Annotated in this window: 15 protein-coding genes; 8 read left to right on the top strand and 7 right to left on the bottom strand. The window is 38.2% G+C overall.

Annotated elements, in window-relative coordinates:
- Positions 1-19: 19 nt before the first annotated feature.
- Together AC27I2_RS01665 and AC27I2_RS01660 are read right to left on the bottom strand one after the other, a co-directional pair.
- Positions 20-865 (bottom strand): enoyl-CoA hydratase/isomerase family protein, encoded by an 846-nt coding sequence (locus AC27I2_RS01665; RefSeq protein ID WP_487203346.1) that lies wholly within the window; start codon positions 863-865, stop codon positions 20-22.
- Positions 866-1,169: 304 nt separating this feature from the next.
- A complete protein-coding gene (locus AC27I2_RS01660) occupies positions 1,170-2,480 on the bottom strand; it encodes a hypothetical protein (RefSeq protein ID WP_487203345.1) in 1,311 nt (436 codons plus the stop codon).
- 281 nt (positions 2,481-2,761) lie between these two features.
- On the opposite strand from AC27I2_RS01660, the gene AC27I2_RS01655 reads away from it, so the two are divergent.
- On the top strand, positions 2,762-4,750 hold the full coding sequence (locus tag AC27I2_RS01655) for a methyl-accepting chemotaxis protein (protein ID WP_487203344.1): 1,989 nt from the start codon (positions 2,762-2,764) through the stop codon (positions 4,748-4,750).
- Positions 4,751-4,825: 75 nt separating this feature from the next.
- Here AC27I2_RS01655 and kynU read toward each other — a convergent pair whose 3' ends face one another.
- Together kynU and AC27I2_RS01645 are read right to left on the bottom strand one after the other, a co-directional pair.
- Positions 4,826-6,061 (bottom strand): kynureninase, encoded by a 1,236-nt coding sequence (gene kynU, locus AC27I2_RS01650; RefSeq protein ID WP_487203343.1) that lies wholly within the window; start codon positions 6,059-6,061, stop codon positions 4,826-4,828.
- Positions 6,058-6,900 carry an alpha/beta hydrolase family protein gene (locus AC27I2_RS01645; protein WP_487203342.1) on the bottom strand — a complete coding sequence of 281 codons (843 nt, stop codon included), beginning with the start codon at positions 6,898-6,900 and terminating at the stop codon, positions 6,058-6,060. Before AC27I2_RS01645 ends, kynU begins: the two co-directional genes overlap by 4 nt.
- 366 nt (positions 6,901-7,266) lie before the next feature.
- Here AC27I2_RS01645 and AC27I2_RS01640 point away from each other — a divergent pair, with 366 nt between their 5' ends.
- Positions 7,267-7,575: a hypothetical protein gene (locus AC27I2_RS01640; protein ID WP_487203341.1), complete on the top strand. Its 309-nt coding sequence runs from the start codon at positions 7,267-7,269 to the stop codon at positions 7,573-7,575.
- A gap of 42 nt (positions 7,576-7,617) precedes the next feature.
- Here the strand turns inward: AC27I2_RS01640 and AC27I2_RS01635 are convergent, their stop codons facing one another.
- A complete protein-coding gene (locus AC27I2_RS01635) occupies positions 7,618-8,205 on the bottom strand; it encodes an acyl carrier protein phosphodiesterase (RefSeq protein WP_487203598.1) in 588 nt (195 codons plus the stop codon).
- A gap of 98 nt (positions 8,206-8,303) precedes the next feature.
- Here AC27I2_RS01635 and AC27I2_RS01630 point away from each other — a divergent pair, with 98 nt between their 5' ends.
- The 4 genes from AC27I2_RS01630 to AC27I2_RS01615 all read left to right on the top strand — a co-directional run bounded on the left by AC27I2_RS01630 (position 8,304) and on the right by AC27I2_RS01615 (position 12,341).
- Positions 8,304-8,780, top strand: coding sequence for a YqhA family protein (locus AC27I2_RS01630; RefSeq protein ID WP_138527838.1), 477 nt, complete (start codon positions 8,304-8,306; stop codon positions 8,778-8,780).
- A gap of 199 nt (positions 8,781-8,979) precedes the next feature.
- Positions 8,980-9,225 carry a DUF4235 domain-containing protein gene (locus AC27I2_RS01625; protein ID WP_058403152.1) on the top strand — a complete coding sequence of 82 codons (246 nt, stop codon included), beginning with the start codon at positions 8,980-8,982 and terminating at the stop codon, positions 9,223-9,225.
- A gap of 320 nt (positions 9,226-9,545) precedes the next feature.
- Positions 9,546-10,961: an amidohydrolase family protein gene (locus tag AC27I2_RS01620; RefSeq protein ID WP_487203340.1), complete on the top strand. Its 1,416-nt coding sequence runs from the start codon at positions 9,546-9,548 to the stop codon at positions 10,959-10,961.
- Positions 10,962-11,192: 231 nt separating this feature from the next.
- Positions 11,193-12,341 (top strand): hypothetical protein, encoded by a 1,149-nt coding sequence (locus AC27I2_RS01615; protein WP_487203339.1) that lies wholly within the window; start codon positions 11,193-11,195, stop codon positions 12,339-12,341.
- Positions 12,342-12,586: 245 nt separating this feature from the next.
- Here the strand turns inward: AC27I2_RS01615 and AC27I2_RS01610 are convergent, their stop codons facing one another.
- Positions 12,587-13,345 carry a substrate-binding periplasmic protein gene (locus AC27I2_RS01610; RefSeq protein ID WP_487203338.1) on the bottom strand — a complete coding sequence of 253 codons (759 nt, stop codon included), beginning with the start codon at positions 13,343-13,345 and terminating at the stop codon, positions 12,587-12,589.
- 207 nt (positions 13,346-13,552) lie between these two features.
- Positions 13,553-14,527: a transposase gene (locus tag AC27I2_RS01605; RefSeq protein ID WP_487203337.1), complete on the bottom strand. Its 975-nt coding sequence runs from the start codon at positions 14,525-14,527 to the stop codon at positions 13,553-13,555.
- A gap of 344 nt (positions 14,528-14,871) precedes the next feature.
- Between AC27I2_RS01605 and AC27I2_RS01600 the strand changes: the two genes are divergently transcribed.
- Both AC27I2_RS01600 and AC27I2_RS01595 read left to right on the top strand, forming a co-directional pair.
- A complete protein-coding gene (locus AC27I2_RS01600; RefSeq protein WP_487203336.1) occupies positions 14,872-16,467 on the top strand; it encodes an SIR2 family protein in 1,596 nt (531 codons plus the stop codon).
- Positions 16,457-16,903, top strand: coding sequence for a nucleoside 2-deoxyribosyltransferase (locus AC27I2_RS01595; RefSeq protein WP_487203335.1), 447 nt, complete (start codon positions 16,457-16,459; stop codon positions 16,901-16,903). Before AC27I2_RS01600 ends, AC27I2_RS01595 begins: the two co-directional genes overlap by 11 nt.
- The last annotated feature ends 342 nt before the right edge of the window (positions 16,904-17,245 follow it).

The following is a 17,245-nucleotide window of genomic DNA, read 5'->3' as shown; positions in this document are numbered from 1 at the left end:
AATTTGACTGTATGAGTTATTACTTTATCTCCTGGACCTTCATCACTAACTCATTCCAGTTACGTTGGTTTTCAATGTCGTGCTCTAAGCCTTGTTCATCCGCGGCCGCAAAACGCTTAATTGCTGGTGTTTTGCTAGTTGCTTGATATAGCCAGTACGCCTCAGCCTTAAGTGCTTCATCAATTGGTTTATCTATTGATTCATAAACAGCTTGCTTACATGCGTTAATTGATTCTGCAGGAAATTGTGCAATTCGCTTTGCTAGGGTATCAACATAAGGGCTAATTTCATCTGGCTCTAGAGCTTTGTTAATTGTGCCATATGCTTGCGCTTCATCAGCATCAAAGTCACGTGCACTTAATATAATTTCAAGTGCTCTACCTAACCCTGCTTGGCGTGCCATACGTGATGCACCACCGCCACAAGGTAAAATCCCCATACCCACTTCCATTTGCATAAACTTAAATTTACCACGAGCTGCAAAACGCATATCCATAGCAAGTGCAAGTTCATGGCCGCCCCCGCGTGCAAACCCTTCTAGTTTTGCAATAGTTGCTTGAGGTACTTTACTAATGCGCTCACAAACAGATTGCAAGTCAAGTAACTTAACATCATCGCGTGACAACGCTTCTTGAGACATATCTTTAAGTAACTCAGTGTCATAGTGGCAAACCCAAATCTCTGGATTTGCAGATTGAAACACAACCACTTTTGTACTGCGGTCACGCTCCAATCTCATAGCTAAGCTGTTGAGCTCTGCAAGCATGGTGAACCCTTGCACATTTACTGTTCCATAATCGAATGTTACGGTGAGTACGCCCTCATCTTGCGATGTTGTGAACGTTTTATACCCTTCATACTTCATAATAAATTCCTCTAAAATTATCTGTTGTTATGTAAACTCAGTAACACCGCATATGCTTGCCAATTGAGTGATTTACAGTCTAGATTACTTTGAAATAATTTATTATTGCTAAATTTAAACAATCAGTTTTTACATTTTATTAATAATAAGTTTAATTTAACTAAAGTAGGCGCTCTTTTATTGTTATTGATGCAGTAAAAAAGAGCAGGAAGAAGGAAGTATTGGTAGGTAAAATTTAGTGTGAGTAAATTTAAAAAGCAAAAGGCCACAAGTGTGGCCTTATAAAAGTAACCAAACGCAAAGCCTAATATATTTCAGCACTTACAAATGTATACACGTAGTTACTAAACTCTGGCTTAGTTAAATGCCCACCTTCAGAAATCGTATCTAAAAGTTTTGTATAACTGTTTGCATCGGTTGCATTTCCAGCATAGCCATAAAGTAATACCGTTAACTCTTCTAAAATAACCTCGTTGGTAGGTTCAGGGAATACACTACCAAAAGACAGATCTGGAATTTGACCACTTATGCCCGCTTTTATTGTCCAATCAAATCGGCTTTCTGCTGCATCATCAACTAAAAAGCTGTAACCCCATATTGTGCGAGCAAATCGGTTGTCAACATTACCAAAGTCAAAGCTTGAATCACTGTTTTCAGTAAATTGAAGTAAACTAAACCCTAAATCATCAGTAACGCTCGGAAGCGTGGTCAGCTGATAATCACCATTTCTGTCTATTGCGCTTCGGGCATAGCTTTGAATCTCAATGTCAACACCCTCTACATTCATAAGGTCTGACATAAAATCAAGCTGCACATAAAAATTATGCTCAGTCACTGTTGGGAATACAAAAAGCGTGCTTGATATATCAGAGCCACTATATTGAACAAACCTATACGTATTATCAGCTTCTATGTAACCTCGAGTACTAGCATAATCAGCATCAAAATCTAATTGAACTGGAACTTCAACACCGTCGTGAATAAAGTCTTCATCCGTGAGAGTAATAACTGATGAGTTTACCGGTATATCAATAACGGCAGCTTTCGCATCAACTGAGTACCTAGAAAGCGCCGTTAAATAAAGCTTGTTATCATTCGGGCAAATATTTACAGACCCTGAAACTTCATTACCTTGTGATTGATATATTGTGTAATCAGACGAAATCGTGCTTAGCGCTGTTGTATCAACACTATATTCAGTACATCCACAATCACCTGTGAAGTCATTAAAATAAAAGGTGCCTAAATTAGTTCTATTTTCAATATCAAGCTCAGTGATAATTTGCTTATAACCGCCGTCTTCTTCATCAAACACATCACCTAGTACTGATACATGTTTTGTACCTGAGGGTAACTCACCTGAAAATTTACCTTCTGCATCGGTTTTAACAGAACCGATAGCATCGCCATCATCACTATGAAAAACAACATCTGCTTGATACGCAGAATCAGCCCCGCATTCGCGTGTTAATGTTTGTAAGGCAATAGTTTGAAGTTGAACTGTGCTGCCACCGCTTGACGAGCTGCCAGAGCTACTCTCTGATGAAGAGCCACCACATGCGCTAAGCGTTAAAGAAAGTGTAATAGCAAGCGGGGTAAGTATAAATTTATTCATTTTAATTAGTCCGTTAAATTGGTTCACCACGATTATCTCAACTTAAACAAAACAATAACAAGGTAACCACCACCAAAATGCTTACAAAATTGCAATAGTTTGTAAACAAAGCACTGTTAAATACATCACAAACAACGTTGTTCATCAAATTAACTCGCTTACTCAAGTGAATTTATTAAAAACTACACTACGCTTTATGTATTAAATAGCTAATAGCCGTTTACTTACTCAACCATTGCTTAGCCAAAATACTGAGATAAATACACTATAGGACTGACCTTATGAATCGCTTACTTGGGCGACTATCTATTATTCAACTCTCTTTGCTGACCTCAATAATATTAATGGTTTTTATTTTTATACTTTTAATACAAAACATCACAAATAAATGGCAAGAGTCGCAAACACTACAGCAAGATATAACGTTAATTAGCCTTCTCGATGCGCTTGAAAAAGTGGCACATAATCATGCTGTAGAGCGCGGTTTAACAGCAGGATTTTTAGGAAGTGGCTCAGACGCAGCAAAAAACAAAGTGCTCGCGCAACGCCAAAAAGCAGATGCTTCAATACAGCATTTAAAGTCGGTAAGTGCTCAACTCACTAAAAATTCTACAAAGGTCTCTAAAAATTTAAGTATTCTTTTTGATCTCAATGCTGAAAAAGCGGCATTACGCACTCAAGTTGATAATAAAGCAGCCCCTGGTGCATTCGCGTTTTACAGTAAACTAAACCAAATTTCACTTGATGTAGCGGCAAACCTGAGCAGCCAAATAAAGCACCCTGTGTTATCTAAAGATCTCAATATTGCTTTTTTACTCGCTCACTATAAAGAGCGCTTAGGTCAAAACCGAGGGAAAATAAACGGCACTCTAGCTAAAAAGCAATTAACGAGTGTTACGCAGCAAAATATTGCCTTATACAATTCAGAAATAGATTTGCTCAATCAATACTTAATAGCTAACTTACAAGGCCAACAATTGCAAAGCTTTAACAGTATTATACAAAGCGATGACTCACGTAAAATTAATGCAATAACAAATACATTACTCAGCACAAACTCCCCAAACTTTAAGACTTTGCCGGCAGCGTCGGAGTGGTTTCCTATGGCAACACAGCAAATAACTCAAATTAAACAATTACTAGACACCCAATGGAATACGGTTGATAAAGATGGCCTTGAATTAAAAGAAGCGGCCGATACAACGCTTACACTCACTATTGCCTACTTTTTAGTTACGTTAGCTATCATAGCGTACCTAAACTTTCATTTATTAAGTACCCTCAAAAAAGAGTTGAGCCAGCTAACGTCACTATTACTTAAAGCCGAAAAAGGCGACCTAACAATAGACATAAGGCTTAAAAGTAAAGATGAACTCGGCGAAATATCAAATGCCATTCACAATACTATTTTCGCTTTTAAAGACCTGTTATTGGGGCTCGACCATTCCATCAATTCAGGCTCAAAACTCAGCGATGATATGAGCAATGCAACCAAAACAGTACTTGATGATTCAAACAAAACATTGGCCATGGCGAGTAATATAGCCACCGCAATAGAAGAAATGGCCGCAACAAGCCGCGAAATAGCAGGCTCAGCCTCTGAAACACTCAGCTCGAGTGACGAATTAAACAAACAAGCAACCCTATTAATTGAAGATAACAAACTGAGCCAAAGCTCTATTAGTGAGCTTGCTACAGGCATGTCAAATGTAGAGGAAGTAGTGAGTAAAATGGATCAGCAGGTAGCCAGCATATCGTCCATTTTAGACTCAATTAGTAACATAGCTGAACAAACCAATTTACTTGCACTAAACGCCGCAATTGAAGCCGCTAGAGCCGGCGAGCACGGCCGAGGATTTGCCGTTGTTGCTGACGAGGTAAGAAGCCTTGCTGGAAACAGTAAAGAATCATCAGAAAAAATTTCGACCTTACTAGGTGAATTACAAACCATTAGCGAGCAAGTGGTAAGCTCAATTGTAGTAAGTTCTAAATTATCAAAAGCCACTTTAGAGCGATTTGATCAAGCAAGGACAGTGTCTGAGCAAGTACATGCACAAAGTAAAGTACTCGAAAACTTAGCCATGAACGTATCATCAGCCGCAGAACAACAGTCGGCAGTTGCGTCGAATATAGCAGTGGATGCTGCAAGCGTATTTGAATACGCAAATCACGAAGTTGAAGCCGCACGTAAGCAAGAAGTAATTTTTAATGAAATGCGACTTAATACTGCAACCCTACAACATACAATGAAAAACTTTAAGTTTCAGTAGTTAATAACAAGCTTGTAAGTACAGCTAAAGGCCAATTGCTTAAGCAAAATAAACCAAAGCAATTGGCCAACTTTATCAAGTTACTTTGCCCGGTAAGTTAAACCTTGGCTCGGCGTATAGCTTTGTTGTTACTACATCAACTAAAATATTCACTGCGTTCCATACATCTTCAAATGAGGTATATAAAGGCGTAAAACCAAACCGTAAAATGTTAGGCGCTCTAAAGTCAGCTATAACGCCTTTTTCTATTAATGCTTGGCAAATAGCGAATGCCTGGTTATGCGAAAAAGCCAATTGGCTTCCACGCTGGATGGAATCCTCAGTAGAGCATAAGCGCAAATCAACCAAGCTAGCATGCGACTGCACAAGGGTAATAAACATATCGGCTAAAGCAATCGACTTAGCCCTCACATCGCTTATTTTAACGTTTTCCCATACATCAAGCGCAGCATCTAACGCACTCATAGCAATAACACTTGGCGTACCACATAAATACTGATTAATACTTTCTGGCCGCTCGTAATGGGCATTAAATGCAAATGGTTTTGCATGCCCCATCCAACCGCTTAATGGCTGTTTAACTGTACTTTGGTGGCGCTTGGCAACATATAAAAAGGCGGGTGACCCTGGGCCACCATTTAAATATTTGTAGCCACAGCCGACTGCAAAATCAACGTTGCATTTATCCAACTCAACCGGCAATGCACCTGCACTGTGCGCTAAATCCCATATCACTAAAATACCTTTTTGCTGGGCGAGCTTTGTTAGCTTTTGCATATTTAAAAGCTTACCGGTTCTAAAGTTAACTTGGGTAAGTAACAATACAGCGATGTCGTCAGTTAAGTTTTGCTCAATACATTGCTCTTCAACTAGTTTTAATTGACATAAATCAGTGCCTAATAAGTCGCTTAAGCCTTGCACCATGTATAAATCGGTCGGAAAATTATCTTGCGTTGATAACACTTTACTACGGCCCGTGTTTAACATAAGCGCGCTGCTCAAAAGCTTAAATAAATTTATTGAAATCGAATCACAACAAATTATCTGGCCTTTTTCGGCACCAACTATGGGCGCTATTTTTTCGCCAACCTGCGTAGGTAAATCAATCCATTGGTGATCGTTCCAGCTTCTAATTAAATGACTCCCCCACTGATCGCTCACTACTGCCGCTACTCTGGTTTTAACCGCTTTGGGTAAAGCTCCTAGCGAATTACCGTCTAAATAAATAGTATTTGCGGGTAAATCAAATTCATCACGCTTGCTTGCAAGTACATCGGCTTTATCAAGCGCTACAATATCATCAAAATTCATTTATCTATTCCGTTTAAATGTTCAACTAACGTGCTAAAAGCAGCAGAACCTGGGTGTATCCAATCAAAATGCCCCACCCCTTTGAGTAAATCTACCGGCCGATTAAGTTGCTCTAACTTATACGCCGGGACAATGCTGTCATTCGCACCTTGTAAAATTATGCTTTGCGCATGCAAGGGTTGCTCGCTTGGGTTGGCCTGAGTGTATTGTTCGGGCTTATCGTTTGGCATACCTTGCATAAAATCTTTAGTTACTTTTTGACAACTATTAGTACCTGTCGCGTAGGCTTTAATATCGGTAATGGGAGCAAGGCCAATTACGCCTTTTAATTCACTTATTTTCCCACCCGCAAGTAACGCTAAATGCCCACCAGCCGAGTGCCCCACAACAACAGCATTATTAAGTTTAAACTCACCACTATTGTAAGTACTTGATGCTAAAATACCGGCTTTTATATCGTTAAATGTAACTGGCCAACCGCCACCGCTTTTGCCGCTTCGGCGATATTCCACCGACCATACATTAAACCCTGCCTGTGCCAAGCCCGTGCTTAACGCATAAGTATGTTTTATGTCGTATGCACTTAACCAACAACCACCATGCAGTAATACCACCAACGGCTTTGATTTAGTTTGTTCAGCATGCGTGGCTCGCCAAAGTAATGCAAATTGTGATTCGTCACTGCCATAGTGTATTTTTTCGTTAGCATTTACAAAACCGAGCGACGCCACTTTAGAATAAGCAACGTTGTTTTCAACAACAGGAAACTCAATGTTGTTGTTAGTCGTACACCCACTTAAAATCCACATACCTAAAAGTAAAACAACCGTATTTTTCACAACACAACTTCCTTTTTAAATCTTAAAAATAGCATCTTGCGCCTATTAAACTGCAAGCCTACTTGTACGTATCACTTGCATCATCACGTCACTTAGTTATTAATTAATAACACTTTAGTGACTGCAATTATTATTGTTATACACAAACTGGGCGTAATAAATTGACTCTTATGTTTGCATATTTAACCAAACGCTATAAAACCCTCGCCAAGTTAACCATGCTAAAAGCGACGAGTAAAGTTACTGCGTTTAAGCTTATGTTTATTAGAAAATAACTATTAACTTAGCTTTAAGGTGTTGGGCACTAAAAGCTGATGTATAATGACCCAATCTGGCTATTATTATGCCCTCAAGTGGAACACTAGAATGAAAAAACTATCTAAAGTACAAGAAAAACAACAAGCGCTTGTGCTTAACGTTGCCGATAAAATAGAAGAGCAAGGCCGCGCTGAACTACCCGGTATGCTGCAATGTTGGTTTGACGTGGAGTATCACTTATTTCCGGGCTCGTTACTTATGTGCTTTCAGTTTGAAAACCAGCAAGCCCTTGATGCCGCAGAGCCCGACATATTAAAATGGCAAAAACGATTAAGCGGCGCCATGCTTAAAAAAGGCGTTATTTTAAAAGACATGCGCAAACACCTAAAATTCACATTAAATGGCCCAGAAGACTAAACGCGTTAGCAAAAAAGTCGCCTAATATTTACTAACAAAGATTTAAATCTCCTCTGCATTAAACTCTGTTACATGCGTTATTAATTGTGGAAAAAACGCTAAAAAAGCCTCATCCAACTGGTAGTAATGGCGTTTTATATCTTGGGCAGCGCCAGCAAATTGGTTGGCAAAGCGAATACGATTAGCAATGTTGTCTAGCGCAGTCCCCACACCATTAATAGTTTCGTAATCTTTAAACCAATCGTTTTTAGTCATGCTAGTAACTACGCGCTGCATACGCGGTGGCATGTGCGCCAACCGCTGATTTAAAAGCCCAAAACTGTTACGTTTAAAATCACTCAAAGGTTGCTCGCTAAACTGCTGCCAATGCGTAATTAAAAAGTGATCAAACACCACATCTATTACCACGCCTGCAAAGCGCCTTCGCGCTGGCGAAAAATACTGTTTAGCCTCTTTAACAACGGGGTGTGCATCTGTGAACTTATCAACTAGATAGTGATTATTTAACGCATTTTTTACAGGCTCTGACAGCTGTGCCACATGCCTATGGCCGCCAAAATCGCCTAGTAAATTTCCAAAGTGGGAATCAGCCGTTGGCTTTGCAAAATAAAGGTGAGCTAAATAATTCAAAGTGTTCACAAGTTTATTACTCTGTTTAAATAGTAACTTAGGGATCTAACATATACTATGCTTCGTATAAATTTAGTCTAATTATGAAGTTGAGCAACATGGAAAATATATTTCAAACTAGCCGTTTTTTAGTTGTCATTGCGGTTATCACCGCAGCAGTATCATCGCTCCTTGTTTATGTTTCATGCGTTAATATTGTTTTTAATATAGTGGTTTCAACCATTCTCGACCTGCCCGACTCAGCCAAAGCAGGTAAAGCCCTCATAGTTGAACTACTTAAAATACTCGATTTACTTTTAATAGGTATTACCTTGCAAGTTATAGCCATTAGCTTATACCGCTTGTTTATATCGCCTGCTAAATCAAAAGAAAGTAAATTTTTAGCCGCTTTTAATATCAAGGACTTTCATGATTTAAAAATAACTCTCGTACAAGTCACCTCTGTTGTACTCGTTATATTATTTTTAGAACATGCAGTGGAATTTGGCGGCACAATAGAAACCCTTTACCTAGGAATAGCCATTGCCATTGTTATAGCCGCATCAACATTTGCATGGCGCTCAATGAAAGATTAACCAAAAAAGTGTTAAAAACGCTTCGTGGTTAGTCAAATTAAAAATGAATACAAAGCTCAGCCTCATGGTTTTATATTTAAAATAGCGGCTTAATTAGGGCTTTGTCACCTTTCGGTATGTAACTTGCTGTTACTCATATTCTTACTTTAAAAATTAAACATAAATAACCCCTATTGATATGTATTAAAAGGAGAACATTATGAGTAATAAACAACTAATTACGACGATAGGTATAGGCTTGGCCGCAGCTTCTGCTGGTATGTTAACAAGGAAAACTTTACAAAAATCGTGGGAAAAGGTTACCAACGAGCCCGCCCCAAAAGACAAGCCAAGTGAAAATACAGAGATCAAAGAAGCCGTAACATGGGCAGTCGTCTCAGGTATTGGAGCGGGCGTTGCAAGAATGGCCGTACGTTACTTACTCGACAAGCGCCAATCTAAGTAGGCTAATAATAAAGCCTCTTGTCATTTGTTACAGGAGGTTTAACCTACCTATCATTTACCCAGCCAATAATTCCCCAAAACAATACCGTTATGAATATGTAAGCGTATTCCTGCAATAGACCGTGTCCGATTCCCCATATAACTATTAAAACCAGAGCAAAAGACAATACATTTTTAAGGACTGCTCAAGCACTTAGGAACCCTTTCTCTTTAGTTAAATTATAGGTTCAACGTTTTGTTTTGCTAAGTTATGTATTTTGACGTTATCTTAACTGAGCAACTATAACTATCAGATAATAATTAAACAAAAGGAATGTACCGATGTTGAATATTACAGCAACAAGTTTATATAGATCTGCACTCTCAGTTTTAACCTGCTTATCTTTATTAAGTATTTTAGTAGTACCCATAGCAAGTGCTGCAAAGCAATCTGAACCCACCGCATTAGTAGGCGGAAGACTGATAGATGGCTTTGGTAATCAGCCACTTGCCAACAGCGTAATATTAGTAAAAAACGGACTCATTGAAAAAGTTGGAACAGTTGATACGTTACCTGTACCTACGGGGTACAAAATTGTCTCAACAGAAGGCATGGATGTACTTCCTGGCCTTTGGGAAAACCATGCACACTTAATGCTAAATGGTCATGCTGATTACAAGCACTGGCATAAAGAATATACTCCTAAACTAACAAGCGAAATAATGCCTGCAAGCGCTGAACAATTATTGTTAGCTGGGATCACCAGTGCCCGCGATTTAGGCGCACCATTAAAAGACTCCATTACAATAAAAAATAAAATAGAGAATGGTGAAATTCCAGGTCCACGCTTGTTTGTTTCGGGTCCCTTTTTGCAACACGAAGCCTATCCTGGTACCGAGCTGTATAGGTGGGGTGTTAAAAACGTTGAAGATGCCAAAAAAAAGGTCAACAAATTGGCTGATGCAGGTGTTGATATTATCAAACTCATTGACCACGACATGATGAAACTTGAGGTAGCACAAGCTATTGTTGACCAAGCCCATAAACGCAATTTAGTCGTGGTTGCTCACTCACATAAACCTGACGAAATTAGACGAGGCTTAGAAATAGGGGTGGATAATTTTGAGCACACAGGACTTACCACAGCTCCCGAATTTCCAAATGATGTGATTGCTTTACTCAGAGAGCGCACAGCCAAAGGCAGAATTGCCGGCGGACCACTTTATTGGACCCCAACGGTAGAAGGACTTTGGAATTATGACTTAACCGTTGCCAACCCTGAGCGTTTAGATAATAAATGCTGGCACCGAGGACTAGAAAAAAGCACTATTGATGATATTCGCGGCTCATTAAAAAATGTAGGCGAGCTTGAATATATGCAACTAACACCAATGCGCAAACCCACGTTAAAACGAAAAATTCAACAATTAAAAGAATCTGGCGTAGTTTTATTGGTAGGTACCGACAGCGGAATACCAACCAAATTTCACTGTCAAAGCACATGGAACGAATTAGCTGTATGGGTAAACGAAATGGATATTTCTGCAATGGATACAATTCGTGCCGCGACTTATTGGCCATCAGTGCTAATGAAAGTAAACGATAAAGTGGGAACGGTAAGCGAAGGAAAATATGCAGATATTATTGCTGTTAAAGGTGATGTATTGCGTTATATAAACCTTTTACAGCATGTTGATCTAGTCATGAAAAACGGTAAAGTTTATAAACTAGATGGTAAAGCGACAGCTGATAAATAAGGTCCTAAACCTTTTATTCTCCACTTCTTTAATACATGTTAGAAGTGGAGGAAGTTTATTAAATATTCTAACTTTGTTCACCTGTAAAAGAAGCTTAATATTAGCTTTGTAAATAAAAAATAAATTAAAAAAAGCAAATATCAGTCGATTCAACGTTAATGGGTTGCTGTAAGTTAACAATAATAGGATAGTAAAATACATATAAAACAATCGCTTTATCTTAGGAATATTATGATCAAAGTATTATTAGCGACCAGCTTAATTGCCTCTTCATTCGCTGCTTTAAGTAATCCTTCAACTGTTGAAGAACAGCGCATCAACAAAGCCCAATCGGCAATGCCACATGTTTTAAAAGCATTTACCCCACAAGTATCAAGTTTTGAGCAGCAATTTAAAGAGCTTAACAACTTTAAAAGTGCAAAAACATTAGTACAACGCTTTAGCTTTGAACTGTGGGAAAGCGCCAAGCATCGCATAATAAAAACCAATAATTACGACGACCGAGCACTTTACTGGGCGCGCCTGCTTTCAAGCAAAGTAATACGCACAACATCACCTAAGTTTTCAATTACACAGGCTCAACTAAATACTTTACTAACCCTACTTGAGGAAGGCAGCAGAGGCCGCACCGATCTTGATTATTCATCAGGCAGCACTAAAAAAATATTACTAACGGGCTTTGACCCATTTTTACTCGATAGAAACATAAACCAAAGTAACCCCTCAGGTGTTGCAGCGTTATTACTCGACGGCCAAGTTATTAATTACAACGGCATAAGCGCAGAAATTAACACCGTTATGGTGCCTGTGCGCTACGAAGACTTTGATCAAGGCATAATAGAATCACTACTTGCCCCCTACTACGCACTTAATAATGTAGACATGGTAGTAACCGTAAGTATGGGCAGAACAGAATTTGACTTAGAGCACTTCCCGGGTAAACGCCGCAGTGTAACCGCCCCCGATAATGCCAATATTGTGTATGGCGGCACGCAAACAAGCCCAGTAATACCAAAACTTAATGGCCGGCCACTCCCGGGCAACGAATTTGTAGAATTTAGCTTGCCTGTAAGTTACATGCAACAAGCCAAAGGCCCTTATAAAGTTATCGACAACCGTGAAGTCACCACGCTTGAAAAAACCTATAAAGCGCCTTCGTACGGCGAGCTTAAAAATAGTATTGCGGTAAATGGCGGCGGCGGTGGTTACCTGTCTAACGAAATATCGTATAGAAGTATTCGCCTACGCGATGCGCTTAATTCAAGTATACCTACAGGGCATATTCATACCCCACGTATACAACAATTCGAACCTGAAACAGAAGCTAAAATAGTAAAACAAATAAAGGCAATGCTAGAGCAAAGCTTAGTCGCGATATAGTTTATAAAAATAAATTTAAGCGCGTAAAAAAGGGCAATATTATTGCCCTTTTTTATAACCAGCTGAATATGGCTTTTTATGATTGGTAAGTGGAGAGAAATTTTTATTTGCCTCTTCATCAAACGCTTACTTTAACGGAATAATAAAACGAAGTTATTTAAGACAAATTTTGCATTTTTTCACTCACAAATATGAAATAAAACACTCTCTACAGGCTGCCCTTAAAAATAAATAAAATATAAAAACTATTTATCAAGGCTAGACAAAAACATACTTTCAGGTACTTTATTTTTAATCATAACATCGTGGTATGTACCGTCGCTTATACCCAAATCAATCGCTTTATTCACTACCGCCATAGCTTTCAAACTTTCAGCAATGTCTTTTGCAAATGCAACATGAATAGAACGTTTCTCAATCACGTTAGAGTCAAATAATATGTCGTTTTTAAATTCAATCAACTCAGTGCTTAACAAATACTTGCCATAGCTTTCTGACATAATCAAGCGGTCTACTTTTTGATTAAAAAGTAATTTAAATCCTTGTTGAGCCGTGGCAACTTCTAACAGCTCATAAGTGTGATAACCCGTTAATATTTTATCGTGCACACCTAAACGAACACCCGCAATAATATTTTCTTCGTCTTTTCTATCCTTATGATAAAAAGCACCAAACGCCCCCACTCCAATTGGCTTTGACAAAACTGCCCACTGCTCTCGTCCTGGCAGATTAGCTGCTAAAAATAAACCGTCAGCTTTTCCTGACTGAGTATAATAGTTCGCTCTAGCCCAAGGTAAAACAATGGCGTCTACTTTATACCCTAGTTTGGCTAAACTTTGATTTAAAAATTGCCAACTAGCACGATAGATTGGGTAATTCTCCATCAACATTTTGTCATGATCATGACCAACCGCAAACGTAATGGTTTTATCCTTTTCGCTGGCATGTAACGAGCTGATATTAAAACATAAAATGCAAAGTAGAATGAGCGCTCTACGAACCATAGTAACCTCTTATTTAAAAGGGAATTTGTAAGGTATAAGTCAACAATGGGTCAAATCTTGACTTCAGACATCAAGCAATCTCGAAGCCCTTCCCACTGTAATTTAACCTTCTTATCTTCAACCATTAATGCATTTAATCTACCAACAGTTTTTGATACTGCCGAATAGTGCTTAACATTAAAAACATTTGCTAAAGTCAACAAGGGGTCAAATCTTGACTTCAGACATCAAGCAATCTCGAAGCTCTTCCCACTGTAATTTAACCTTCTTATCTTCGACCATTAATGCATTTAATCTACCAACAGTTTTTGATACTGCCGAATAGTGCTTAACATTAAAAACATTTGCTAATGCCTGCAAATCTAATCCCGTTAAATCTTGGCATAATTTAATAGCAAACCAACGGGGTAAGTTTTTCTCTTTTCGCCCCTTTTTAACCATAACTATATCATCTACCTCAACATTAAAGTGTTTAGCTAAGTAAGTAATTACATCATTCGCAGAATACCTTTTACTAATAAGCTTACTTTCACTGTTTGATGTTGCAATATAGCCCTTTATGTTTTCAATAAAATCTTCACAGCCTAACACCGACAGTAACTTTTTAGCACCATAAAAAGCGCTTATCTCTTCATTGCTCTTATATTCAACAAACTGTTTGTACGCCGCATATTTACGCTTTTTACCTTGCAGCGAAAATATAAAATTTCTAACTAGCCATTTAGGTGTCGCACCACTTTTAATAAAAGCTGAATAGCTAGACCATTTGTACTTAGCAAGGTCATCTACCAACGGGGTGCTCGTTTCAATTGGGTTACGATGAATATACCGGCTAACATGCAATAAGTAATTATCAGCATCCACCAACACCGCTTTGTAGCGCCCTCTAAACAGCGTACCATCTGTATTATGGGTTCGGTTAAAGTATTGAGTGTAAAGGCCATTAATATGCTTCATGGCTCGGCCTAAATTAGCATCGGGGGTTTTTATTAACAGGTGGTAATGATTAGTCATTAAACAATATGAGTGCACTTCAATATTAAAACGAAGGCTTGCTTGCTCAATGCAATATAAAAAATACTTAAAGTCGTCATCGCTCAAAAAGGTATTTTCATGCCCTCTTCCACGATTCATCACATGATAAAACGCATTCTCATACTCTATTCGCAATGGTCTAGACATAGCAATTCACTCAATAAGCAGTAAACTATAAATCTAGACCATTGATGTATGAAGTCAAGATTTGACCCCTTTGGTTCTAGACATAGCAATTCACTCAATAAGCAGTAAACTATAAATCTAGACCATTGATGTATGAAGTCAAGATTTGACCCCTTTGGTTCTCTTTTGATGTATGAAGTCAAGATTTGACCCCTTTGGTTCTCTTTGGTTCTTTAATAGATGACCATTTAAGTTCTTTGTTGGTGATTGCGAAGAAAAATGAATATCTGACATCAGAAATTTCCTTATATTTATGATATCTTGCGATAAAAATAAGTATAACTAACATCAAAAAATGGATTAGCATGTCACCAATAGATAGAAATGTTTTAAAAAGACATTACAAAGCACTTTCCCATCTGAGAGAAAGAAAAAAAGCAGATAGGTTAGCCCTCTTTTTAGGTGCTGGTGTATCAAAACCATTTAGATTACCTAATTGGGCTGAACTTATATCAAAAATTGAGCAAGCTCCTGAATTTGATGGCTACCAGCCAAATGAACAAGTTAAAGACCTTAACATCAGGAGCCAGAGACTGATTCAGTATCTTATAAAAAAAGAAAGTTCTCTGAATGATGCTATAGATATAGTTTCAGAACGCATAGCCAAACATAAGTGGTTGAAAATAGTACACCGCTATCTATACTCTGGCTCCAACGTTGAAGACGAGAGTTACGAGCATCCTTATTTATCTAATTTCTTAGGAGTGATAAAAGAATCCCCATTAACAGTGAATTATAATTTTGATGACTGTGTTGAACGAATGCTTTCTAAAAAATATAAGCAAGAGCAAAATGACAGCAGAGAAAAAGTTTTCGAAACCGTATGGGAACCTTCAACGCAGTATCAAAGAAGTAAAGGAGTAATCTATCACCCTAATGGGTTTCTTCCACTTAAATTAGTTGAAGGGTACAGCGATCATATAGTTTTTACTGAGTCTGAGTTTGCTGATCAACTAATATTATCTATGCAAAATCATTATTCAACCTTAGTCTCACACCTAACAAGATACACTTCAGTATTTATTGGGTTGTCTTTAAATGATCCAACACTTAAAAACCTATTGAGACAAAATACAAATATAAACCCTGGTCATGTTCACTATTATTTGAAGTATTGCGACGAACTGCCTACTGAAGAGGAAATGGAAACAGAGAAAGCTATAAACTTTGAAGTTTTTGGTGTAGTCACACTTCATTTAACTGGAGATGAATTTGCTGAGTTTGGAAAGCTTTTATCTATCGAAGACGAAACATACGATGAGTTAGCTGACAGGTACGGGTTGCATACTAAATTTACATACTACATTACCGGAGCGGTAGGCGCTGGTAAAACTACTACTGTAAATAAAATGAAAAGCTTAAAATGGTTTGGTGAATGGATTGAAAGTAAACCAGATGAATTAGCTAAGCCACATACTGATTTAACCCAAGAGGAAAGACAAAGTGTTGATAAGTGGGTTTCAGATCAATTTAGAAAAAAAGATTTTAAAATTGAAAAAGTAAAGTGCGGCCTAATAATAAGTGACCGCTCACCTTTAGATCCATTAGCTTTCTCTAAAATTGATAATTTAAGCTCTAGAGCAAAAGAGCATTTGAATATTATTTCACCACATGTATCAACAAAAAGGCTCAATAAAGGTCATATTATTTTACTCTCAGCCTCTGGCCAAGAACTCTTTTCTAGAACAAAACATAGGCATGAGAACGCAACTCCTGATTATTTAGAAAATCAACAGGAAACTATTCGCAAACTCTACGCTGGGTTGAAAATTACTGAGCTTTCAACTAGCGGTCGTTCAGTAGATGAAGTTGTTAAATGTATTAGTAAAATAATCCACTTAGACCCATACCATGAACAAGATATTCATAATAAATTAGAGGTGCTTGCTGGTGAAAAATAATTGTAACTACGACATTTACTTTGCCGCTCCATTTTTTTGTCAAGGAGAAAAAGAGCTCAACTTAAAACTTTTAACTCAAATTGAAAACTTGGGATACAAGGTTTTTTATCCGCCAAGAGACGGTCTAGTCGCAAAAGAAGAAATCACAAGCACTACGAACTGGGGCTTTATTTCAAATAAAACATGGGCGTGCGATACTGAAGCTATTATTAACAGTAAATTGATTTTTGCAATACTTGATGGGAGAAGTATTGATGAAGGTGTTTGCGTAGAAATTGGTTTTGCTGCAGCCAACCAAAAAAAAATCATTGGCTATTCAACTGACGATCGTACTCAGTTCCCATGGGGTCATAATCCGATGATACTGGCACCTATCACTAAGCTCATTAATTCCACTAAAATGCTAATTGATACAATGACTGAATTAGTAGATTAGGTTTTTCTTAGAGCAGATGGGGTCTTGCATTTTTTTCCTAGACTAAACACCACTCTCACGTTTAACGACCTTCTCCGTCATCACGCCCTGAAAGAGTAATGCATTTCATGGATGAAATGAAAGTTATGCTTGCACATGGATGTGCTTTCATGGCGTTTACGTTCACATCAATTGTGGTTTGAAAGATTAAGCCTGATGCTCGGGTGGCGCTGAGAGTGTCCAGAGAGGGACCAGCGGCAGCCCCTCTTTGGCTGCTATCGCCAGCGCGATAAAACCTTGAATAAGGTTTCTAATCCCTGAATGAACCAAAAGTAATCGAAATATGCGCAAAAACAATTAAAC

This window comes from Pseudoalteromonas sp. NH0006-46, assembly GCF_057547735.1.
This window is presented reverse-complemented; position numbering and strand designations above follow the sequence as displayed.

What these genes read in the sequence shown, in the direction of transcription:
- AC27I2_RS01660 (WP_487203345.1), bottom strand. Translation starts at nt 2,480, where the DNA reads ATGAATAAATTTATACTTACCCCGCTTGCTATTACACTTTCTTTAACG.
- AC27I2_RS01655 (WP_487203344.1), top strand. Translation starts at nt 2,762, where the DNA reads ATGAATCGCTTACTTGGGCGACTATCTATTATTCAACTCTCTTTGCTG.
- AC27I2_RS01615 (WP_487203339.1), top strand. Translation starts at nt 11,193, where the DNA reads ATGATCAAAGTATTATTAGCGACCAGCTTAATTGCCTCTTCATTCGCT.
- AC27I2_RS01610 (WP_487203338.1), bottom strand. Translation starts at nt 13,345, where the DNA reads ATGGTTCGTAGAGCGCTCATTCTACTTTGCATTTTATGTTTTAATATC.
- AC27I2_RS01625 (WP_058403152.1), top strand. Translation starts at nt 8,980, where the DNA reads ATGAGTAATAAACAACTAATTACGACGATAGGTATAGGCTTGGCCGCA.
- AC27I2_RS01630 (WP_138527838.1), top strand. Translation starts at nt 8,304, where the DNA reads ATGGAAAATATATTTCAAACTAGCCGTTTTTTAGTTGTCATTGCGGTT.
- AC27I2_RS01665 (WP_487203346.1), bottom strand. Translation starts at nt 865, where the DNA reads ATGAAGTATGAAGGGTATAAAACGTTCACAACATCGCAAGATGAGGGC.
- AC27I2_RS01605 (WP_487203337.1), bottom strand. Translation starts at nt 14,527, where the DNA reads ATGTCTAGACCATTGCGAATAGAGTATGAGAATGCGTTTTATCATGTG.
- AC27I2_RS01640 (WP_487203341.1), top strand. Translation starts at nt 7,267, where the DNA reads ATGAAAAAACTATCTAAAGTACAAGAAAAACAACAAGCGCTTGTGCTT.
- AC27I2_RS01620 (WP_487203340.1), top strand. Translation starts at nt 9,546, where the DNA reads ATGTTGAATATTACAGCAACAAGTTTATATAGATCTGCACTCTCAGTT.
- kynU (WP_487203343.1), bottom strand. Translation starts at nt 6,061, where the DNA reads ATGAATTTTGATGATATTGTAGCGCTTGATAAAGCCGATGTACTTGCA.
- AC27I2_RS01600 (WP_487203336.1), top strand. Translation starts at nt 14,872, where the DNA reads ATGTCACCAATAGATAGAAATGTTTTAAAAAGACATTACAAAGCACTT.